A 1,396-nucleotide genomic window follows, 5' to 3' on the forward strand; every position below is an offset into this window, starting at 1 on the left:
GGACAGGGGTGGGGGGCAGCTCGCACCAGCGCTCGCTCAGACCAGCAGCGCCTTCAGCGTGTCGAGCGTCATCGCCCAGTTGCCCTCCGCTGCCGTCGCCGCCTCCTGCGAAGGATTGCCCGCCTGCGACACGGTCAATCGCGTGCCGCTGCCAGCTGGCTGCAACTCATACGTGATCAGCTGGCGGTTTTCCGGAGTGTCGGGCTGGCCGCTCATGGCGCTGTAATAGTTGACCCTGAGCAGGCGCGGCGGATCGATCTCGACGATATCGCCTTTGTCCTCGAACGGCGTGCCGTCCCATTCGCCGCGATAGGTGACGGTGCCGCCCTCGAGCCAGTCGCCGGTGAGTTCGGCTCCGAACATGTACTGTTTGACCATTGCGGGATTGGTAAGCGCCTCCCAGACCTTGGCGGGCGGGGCTGATAGCTCGAGGCTGGTGGTGGCCGTGAAAGTTGCGGACATGGTAGGTCTCCCTGGTTGATGGTCGGACCAGCCTAGAGACGAGGCCAGGAGACGCGCTTGCAAAAACCCGCAAAGCCGTTCGAAGAAAAACAGGACGACTTCGCCGGCATCCTCGATCCGGCCGGCTCGGCGCAAAACTACGGCCTGAGCCGCTACCGGCCGTCGGCGGCGCTGGCGCCTTTCGTCGAGCACTATTGGGTGGTGAACTGGGCGTTGCCGGAGGGAACATCGTATCCGGCGGAGGTGCTGCCGCATCCCAACCTCAATGTCGCCTTCACCCGCGAGCGCGGCTGGATCACCGGCGTGACGACAGGTCGCTACGACTATGAGGTGAAGGGTTCCGGCGCGGTGCTGGGCGTGATGTTCCGGCCCGGCGGGTTCCGACCGTTCTATGGGCGGGCGGTGGCGGAGTTGATGGACCAGACGCTCAATGCAGTGGAGGTGTTTCCGGGCGCGACCGAAGCGGCGCGGCGCAAGCTGATGGCGGAGCCCGACCGGCAGCAGATGATCGCCGCGGTGGAAGCGATGATGGCAGGCGGTGGATTACCGGCGATGGACCCGAACACGGAGCTCGCGGCTGACATCGTCGAGTTGGCGCGGACCGATCGGGAGATCGTCAGCGTCGCCACATTGGCGCGGCGGGCGGCGGTGAACGAGCGGACGCTGCAGCACCTGTTTCAGCACTATGTCGGGGTCGGGCCGAAATGGGTGATCCGGCTCTACCGGCTGGTCGAAGCGGCGGGACGCGCCACGGCCACGGAGGCGCCAAACTGGACCGAGGTGGCGCATGAGCTGGGCTACTCGGACCAGGCGCATTTCAGCAATGATTTCCGCCGCATCGTCGGGCGGGCGCCGACGGACTATGCGCGGCAGGTGCGGGGGTAGCGGGTGGTCGTTTGCGGGGCCGGTGGCTGTGGACCCCCACCCTTGATCC

Annotated in this window: 2 protein-coding genes; one reads left to right on the forward strand and one right to left on the reverse strand. The window is 66.4% G+C overall.

Features of this window, described 5'->3' with window-relative positions:
- Nucleotides 1-36: 36 nt before the first annotated feature.
- A complete protein-coding gene (locus tag VW23_RS29125; protein ID WP_069911614.1) occupies nt 37-462 on the reverse strand; it encodes an SRPBCC family protein in 426 nt (141 codons plus the stop codon).
- Nucleotides 463-519: 57 nt separating this feature from the next.
- Here VW23_RS29125 and VW23_RS21865 point away from each other — a divergent pair, with 57 nt between their 5' ends.
- A complete protein-coding gene (locus VW23_RS21865; RefSeq protein ID WP_176730459.1) occupies nt 520-1,347 on the forward strand; it encodes a helix-turn-helix domain-containing protein in 828 nt (275 codons plus the stop codon).
- Nucleotides 1,348-1,396: the final 49 nt, after the last annotated feature.

Source organism: Devosia insulae DS-56 (assembly GCF_000970465.2).
GTDB classification, from domain to species: Bacteria; Pseudomonadota; Alphaproteobacteria; order Rhizobiales; family Devosiaceae; genus Devosia_A; species Devosia_A insulae.

What these genes read in the sequence shown, in the direction of transcription:
- VW23_RS29125 (WP_069911614.1), bottom strand. Translation starts at nt 462, where the DNA reads ATGTCCGCAACTTTCACGGCCACCACCAGCCTCGAGCTATCAGCCCCG.